This window comes from Nonomuraea sp. NPDC004354 (assembly GCF_053602555.1).
On the sequence record NZ_JBSGDV010000017.1, the window covers coordinates 219,886 to 225,937 of the forward strand.

A 6,052-nucleotide genomic window follows, 5' to 3' on the forward strand; every position below is an offset into this window, starting at 1 on the left:
GATTCTTTTGTCATGACAATGCAGCATGACGCCAAGGATCCTCGCGTGACACTCACCGACGATCCGACCCGACACCACGAGGTCTACGTCACCGCCTTCAACACCGGCGACGTGAACGCGGTCGAACAGGTCTACGAGGACCACGCCGTCCTCGTGCCCGCCCCCGGCCGGCCGATGACCGGTCCCGCCCGCGCCGCCGCCACCCGGCACCTGCTCGGCATGGGGTTGCCGATCGAGGCCCGCCCCCGCCACGTCTACGTCGCCGGCGACATCGCGCTCCTCATCGTCGACTGGACGATCCACGGCACCACGCCCGACGGCACGGACGTCCACCTGGAAGGCACGGCGACAGACGTGGCCAGGCGGGGCCCGGACGGTCTCTGGCGCTATGTGATCGACAATCCCTTCGGGACCGCGGCCTAGCACGCACCGTCGCCCTCGCGACACGAGGGCGACGGTCATCTCTCCATGGCGGTGACTTTCCGCGACAGCGGACCGCGTTTATCGTTCGGGGCCTGCCGAGCACCATTCAGCGAAATCGGGGGCTCCATGTCACCGCTTTTACGGCTCGCCCTGGTGGCCATTCTCGCCGTTCCGCCGACGGTGGCTGGCGCGAATGCGGCCGGGGCGTCGGCGACGAAAACCGACGATCTCCAGCAGGACATCAGGACGGCCGTTCACGCGGTCAACCTGTTCTGGTCAGAGCACTGGTCGGATTATTTCCCCGGACGGTACACGCCGCCGCGCGTGGTGGGCTCGTACAACGGCCGGAGCGCCTACCGGCCGCGGTGTTCGGGGTACCTGGTGCTGCCCTACAACGCCTCCTACTGCACCACCCAGGACTTCATCGCCTGGGACATCAACCTCATGCGGATGAGCTACTCCTACGGCGACGGCCTGGTGTACCAGGTGATCTCGCACGAGTGGAGCCACGCGATCCAGAACCGCATGCCGTACCGGTATCTGGCGGCGCAGATCGAACTGCAGGCCGACTGCCTGGGCGGGGCGGCGCTCGCGGGGGCGTCGAGGGACGGCACGCTGGTCTGGGAGCGGGGCGACAGCCAGGAGATCGCCGCGACGCTGCGCGCGATGTCAGGTGACACGCCGTGGACCAACCCCCGCGACCACGGCAGCGCGAGCGAGCGGATCGACGCGTTCAACACCGGCGTGCGCTACGGCGTGCGGGCGTGCCTGGCGTAGGCGGCTCACAGTTCGATCTTGTGCTCGCGGCCGGCCAGGATGCAGTAGTGCAGGGTCCTGCCGACGGTCCTGCCGGCCATGTCCGCGCGCCCTTCGGCCATCCAGGCCAGGCCTGCCCCGGCGAAGGCGCGGAGCGCGGCGTCGTCCGACGCGCCGACGCGGGTGAACATCTGGGCGGTCAGCAGGTAGTAGCGCTGGTCGGCGTTCACCCCGTCGCGCACCTGGGGGCTCGCGAACAGGCCGCGCGCGTAACGGCACGCGTCGAGCCACGCGACCGAGCCCGGCCTGACCGGCCGGCGGGCCGCCTGGGCGACCTGCGGCAGCCAGACGAACGGCGCCGGTGTCCCGATGCCCACGGTCGGCAGCCAGCTGCGCAGGACGGTGTAGCCGGTGGCCGCCGCGGTCAGGATGGCCGGCACCGTCACGACCGCCACCAGAAGGCGGCGGGCGCCGGCCCCGCGCGTCCGCGGAACCCCGGCGGGCGTCCTGCGCAGGAGGCCGCCCACGGCCGCCAGCGCCAGGCCGGCGTAGAGCGTGTAGGTGACCAGGTGGAGGTAGGAGTTGCCGAAGGCCGGCGGGTCGAGCGCGCCGCCCGCGAAGCACCGGCCGGCCCCCTGCGGTCCGCAGCGCGCGACCGCGCTGTGGCCGTACAGCAGCAGGAGCATGGGCGCGCACGCCACGGGCAACGCCAGTCCCGCGTGGGCCACCCCCCACCAGACCCGTGACCGTCCGCCGACCGTGACGCCGATGACCAGGCCGGACAGGGCGAGCAGGGCCGCGCCCGTCCCGACCAGCGCGTAGGCCGCGACGGCCAGCCGCTCCGCCGCCTGCCGCCCGGCGAGCATGGGGTGCAGGAGGAAACCGGCAGGCACCATGAGCGCGCAGGCCACGGCGGTCGGGAGCAGCGCGCGGACGAGGCGGGAGTACGGGCGGCGCAGCGGGACGGGAGCCGCGCCGTCGAGGTGCAGCGACTGTTCCCGGCTCTGCGCCGAGCGCCTGCCGATCCCCGCCCCGACCAGGAAGGCGCAGGCGAGGGTGACGGCCGCCAGCTCCGGGACGAGCCTGGCCATGGCCACCAGCACCAGGACGAGGACCGACCAGGAGTCGCCGGCCTGCACGATCAGCGATGTGCCGTGGAACCACATGCCCAGCCAGGGGCCGATCACCAGCGCCGAGACCACCACGGCGACCAGGGTGATCCACCGCGGCCGGCGGGAGGTCGCCAGCCAGGCCGAGCAGCACGCCCTGGCCCAGCCCAGCAGGGCTCTGAACAGCAGCAGGACGACCAGCACGTGGACCAGCCCGAGCAGGGGGTCGTTCAGGACGATGGTCCAGATCCAGACGTCGGCTCGGATCGTGACCGGCAGCTGGCCGGCGATCAGACCCGCCGTGAAGCTCACCGCCGCCCACCACAGCCGCGTCTTCGGCCCCTGCCCCGCGAGCCGCTCGCCGGTGGCCCGCCAGACGGCGACGACCACGATGCCCGCCACCAGGAACCCGAGCACGAGCCCCGGCAGGTGGTAGCGGACCTCGAGCGGGGCCTCGAAGTCCAGGAAGAAGACCGCGGCGACGACGGGGACGAAGCCGAGCCCGGCCAGCAGGCCCGCGGCGAACATCTCCCACTGGTTCAGGCGGAGCAGCCGTCCCGGCTCGTCGAGCACGTCGCGGCGGTCCTGCGCACGGGGATGGCTGGTGAAGAAGCGGAACGGTCCCCGCAAGGGCGGGTCGGCGACCGTCTCGACGGCCGCGGCCATGCCCTCGCGCCGGTCGGGCGTGTCACCGGCCCGCACGTCGGCGTGGTGCTCGCGGGCGCGCAGCACCGCCGTACGGGCCAGCCAGAGCACCAGCGCGATGACCGGAATCACGACTCCGAGGAAGACCAGCCCCAGGGGCCGCCAGAGCGCCGTGAGAACGAGCGCGGGCAGGCAGGTCGCCAGCAGGAACGACCACCAGATCGCCACGGTGAAGTGGGCGATGCCGACGTCACGGTTGCGGATGTGGGCCAGCTCGTGGCGCAGCACCGCCTCCGCGACAGCGGGCCGGTCGGCGTGGGCCATGACCAGGCCCATGCTCAACGCGACCACATGGCGTCCCGGTAACCCGAAGGTGCGCCCGGTGATCCCGCCGCGCGCCGAGTCGACCACGAGCCTGACCCGCCTGCCGGGCAGCTCCTGCGCGGCGACGATGGCCAACCTGCGGGTCAGCGCCTCGTGGCCGGCTCCCGTGCCGGCCTCGGCCAGCGGGACCGGGCGGCGGCGGCGCGCCCACACCGGGTGAACGGCGTAGAGCAGCACCGCCAGCAGCGCGGGAGCCAGGAGCGGAACGATCCTGAGGAGGCCCTCCCCCGCCATCACGGTCCTGGCGCAGCCGGCGTACTGCTCGACGAGGTGCCTCGGGTCATCGGACGACGCGGCCCCCGACCGCAGCGCCGACAGGCACGGCGCCTGCCGTACGTGCTCCGGCGCCCCGCTGACCGACCACCAGAGCTCGACGTGGAGGGTGCTGAGGTAGAGCGACGCGGCGAACGTCGCGGCGATGAGGATGAGGAAACGGGACGTCGTCGACGAGGGCAGCACGAACGGGTTCAGCCGGGGACCGGCCGCCGGTTCGCGCGCCGCCGTCACCTCTCTCCCGACAGGTGCCCGTAGGTGGCCTGGCGCAGGCGCAGCGCGACGGTCTTGTCCACCCCCAGCGCGAGCGCGATGTCCTCCACCGCCTGCGCCGTCTCCTTCGCCTGGGCGGGCTCGAAGACCGGGACGACGGTCGCGGGGGCGGCGATGGGTGCCGGGCGGGGCGGGAAAAGCTTGTTCCAGACCTTCGTGGAAACCTGCTTGGCGGTGCGTTCGACGGCCTGCGTGAGCGTGTTGGTGGCCGCGCCGGTCAGGACGGTCAGCACGATCGGGGTCACGAGCATCACCGCGTCGGCGGCCGAGAACCCGAGAAGATCGTCACCGCCGCCCCGGAAAGCCGTGCGCGGATTCCTCCGGGTGGCCGCGGCGATGACGGAATAATATTCCGCTTCTTTGGGCGCGACTTCGGCGACAATGGCACGGGCCACGTCGTCCAGGCGCCGAATGGATCCGCTTTCCGATTCTGCCGCCATGGTCACCCCTCACCGAATTGGTTGGCCGGAGTCACCGCATGGTAGCGGCCTTTTTCGCGGGAAAACAGATGGCGAAATTCCGGCTGGAATCATTTGCGGCGCGGGTCAGGACCACAAGTGTTTTCTGATTTCGACTGGTATGATCAACCATGTCCGGCTTACCCGTCTGAGGGCCTCCGCGCGGCGTCTCCCGTGCGACGGTGGCGCGGGGTCGCCGGCGGCGCGTCCCGGGCATGGGTGATGAGCCCGGACAATTCTCTGGTGAACATCAGACAGGGCACGGCGGCCGACACCGAGGCTGTCGCCGCGCTGCACACCAGGAGCTGGCGGACCGCCTACACCGGGATCCTCCCCCAGGACTACCTCGACGGCCCGCTCGCCGACCGGCAGGCCGTCCTCTGGCGCGAGCGGCTGGCCGGCGGCCACACCGGGCACCTGCTCGTCGCTGACGGCGGCGACGGCGTGGCGGGGTTCGCCTACCTCGTACCCGAGGGTGAGCGGGTCCTGCTGGACAACCTCCACGTCGAGCCCGGGCTCAAGCGCTCCGGCATCGGCGGCGTGCTGCTGCGCCACGCGCGCGACCACGCCGGATCACGCGAGCTCTACCTGGAGGTCCTCAAGCGGAACACCGCCGCCATCGCCTTCTACGAACGCCACGGCGGCATCAGGGCCAGGGAGTTCGTGGAACGCTTCCCCGAGGGCTTCGAGGTGGACGTGCTCGAGTACTACTGGAGCGGGATGCGCAGCGACACCGTCCCCCGCAGGTCGAGCCACGCCTCCTGAGGCCCCCGGACCAGGCGCAGCACCACCTCCTCGCAGCCGGGGCAGCGCGCGACCAGGCCCGGCCCCGCGTCGTAGACCCGCAGGGCGGCGACCGGGCCGCGCAGGCCACAGGCGACGCAGCGGCCGACGGCCGCGGTGACGTCCACGGCGAAGATCTCGCCCAGCGGTCCTGCCAGGGCGTTGCCGTCGAGGTGCATGTCAGCCTCCAAAGCGCTCGGTCCTGACCCGGGCGGGATCGTGGCCGAGGTCGAGCAGCAGGTCGGCGACGGCCTCGACGAAACCGGTCGGTCCGCACACGAACACGTCGGGGCCCGGCCCCGGCAGGTCCTGCTTGCCGATCCTGCGGCGCGGCTCGACCCGCGTGTACAGGTGGGTGACGGTCAGGCCAGGCTCGGCCCGGTCGAGCTCGGCGCCGTAGTAGCGGTCGGCCGGGGTGCGGACGGAGTAGACCAGCTGGAAGGGCGTCGTGCTGCCTGCCGTACGGCGGGCTCTGATCATCGCCATCAGCGGCACGATGCCGGAGCCGCCCGCGACCAGCAGCACGGGCGCGCTGTCGGGACGCCACACGAACCAGCCGCCGACGGGACCGCGCAGCTCGATCTCGTCGCCGACGGCCAGCTCCTCCACCAGGTACGGCGAGACCTCGCCGTCGGGCAGGCCCTCCACGGTGAGCTCGACGCCGCCGGGGGTGGCCAGCGAGTAGCTGCGCTGGGCCGTGTAGCCGTCGGGCGCCGTCAGCCGTATGTCGACGTGCTGGCCCGGCAGGTGGCCAGGCCAGTCCGCCACGTCGAAGACCAGCGTGCGCGCCGTCGGGGTCTCGGCACGCGCGGCGGCCAGCCGGGCGCGGCGCCATCTGATCGCCGGCACGTGACCGCCTAGGAGCTGTTTCTTAGATCTCCTGACGGTGAGCGCTGGTCTTGTCACTCTTGGCATATGGGTCGTGGTGATCTGACGAACGCCGAGTGG

The 6,052-nt window shown here is 72.0% G+C and carries 7 protein-coding genes; 3 read left to right on the forward strand and 4 right to left on the reverse strand.

The window, feature by feature from the left end:
- Positions 1-12: 12 nt before the first annotated feature.
- Positions 13-423: a YybH family protein gene (locus ACWENQ_RS35630; protein WP_449914609.1), complete on the forward strand. Its 411-nt coding sequence runs from the start codon at positions 13-15 to the stop codon at positions 421-423.
- A gap of 126 nt (positions 424-549) precedes the next feature.
- Complete coding sequence (locus ACWENQ_RS35635) at positions 550-1,200, forward strand: neutral zinc metallopeptidase (RefSeq protein WP_452418121.1); 651 nt, start codon at positions 550-552, stop codon at positions 1,198-1,200.
- Between the two features lie 5 nt (positions 1,201-1,205).
- Here ACWENQ_RS35635 and ACWENQ_RS35640 read toward each other — a convergent pair whose 3' ends face one another.
- Together ACWENQ_RS35640 and ACWENQ_RS35645 are read right to left on the reverse strand one after the other, a co-directional pair.
- A complete protein-coding gene (locus ACWENQ_RS35640; protein WP_452418123.1) occupies positions 1,206-3,824 on the reverse strand; it encodes a M48 family metalloprotease in 2,619 nt (872 codons plus the stop codon).
- Positions 3,821-4,303, reverse strand: coding sequence for a hypothetical protein (locus ACWENQ_RS35645; RefSeq protein WP_354919776.1), 483 nt, complete (start codon positions 4,301-4,303; stop codon positions 3,821-3,823). Before ACWENQ_RS35645 ends, ACWENQ_RS35640 begins: the two co-directional genes overlap by 4 nt.
- A gap of 261 nt (positions 4,304-4,564) precedes the next feature.
- Between ACWENQ_RS35645 and ACWENQ_RS35650 the strand changes: the two genes are divergently transcribed.
- The gene (locus ACWENQ_RS35650; protein WP_452418125.1) at positions 4,565-5,086 is read left to right on the forward strand and encodes an N-acetyltransferase family protein; all 522 of its coding nucleotides are present in this window, start codon (positions 4,565-4,567) and stop codon (positions 5,084-5,086) included.
- Here the strand turns inward: ACWENQ_RS35650 and ACWENQ_RS35655 are convergent.
- Positions 5,029-5,283: a DUF6510 family protein gene (locus ACWENQ_RS35655; RefSeq protein WP_452418126.1), complete on the reverse strand. Its 255-nt coding sequence runs from the start codon at positions 5,281-5,283 to the stop codon at positions 5,029-5,031. The genes ACWENQ_RS35650 and ACWENQ_RS35655 overlap by 58 nt on opposite strands.
- Position 5,284: 1 nt before the next feature.
- A partial coding sequence (locus ACWENQ_RS35660) for a ferredoxin reductase (RefSeq protein ID WP_452418127.1) occupies positions 5,285-6,052 on the reverse strand: 768 nt, incomplete at its 5' end.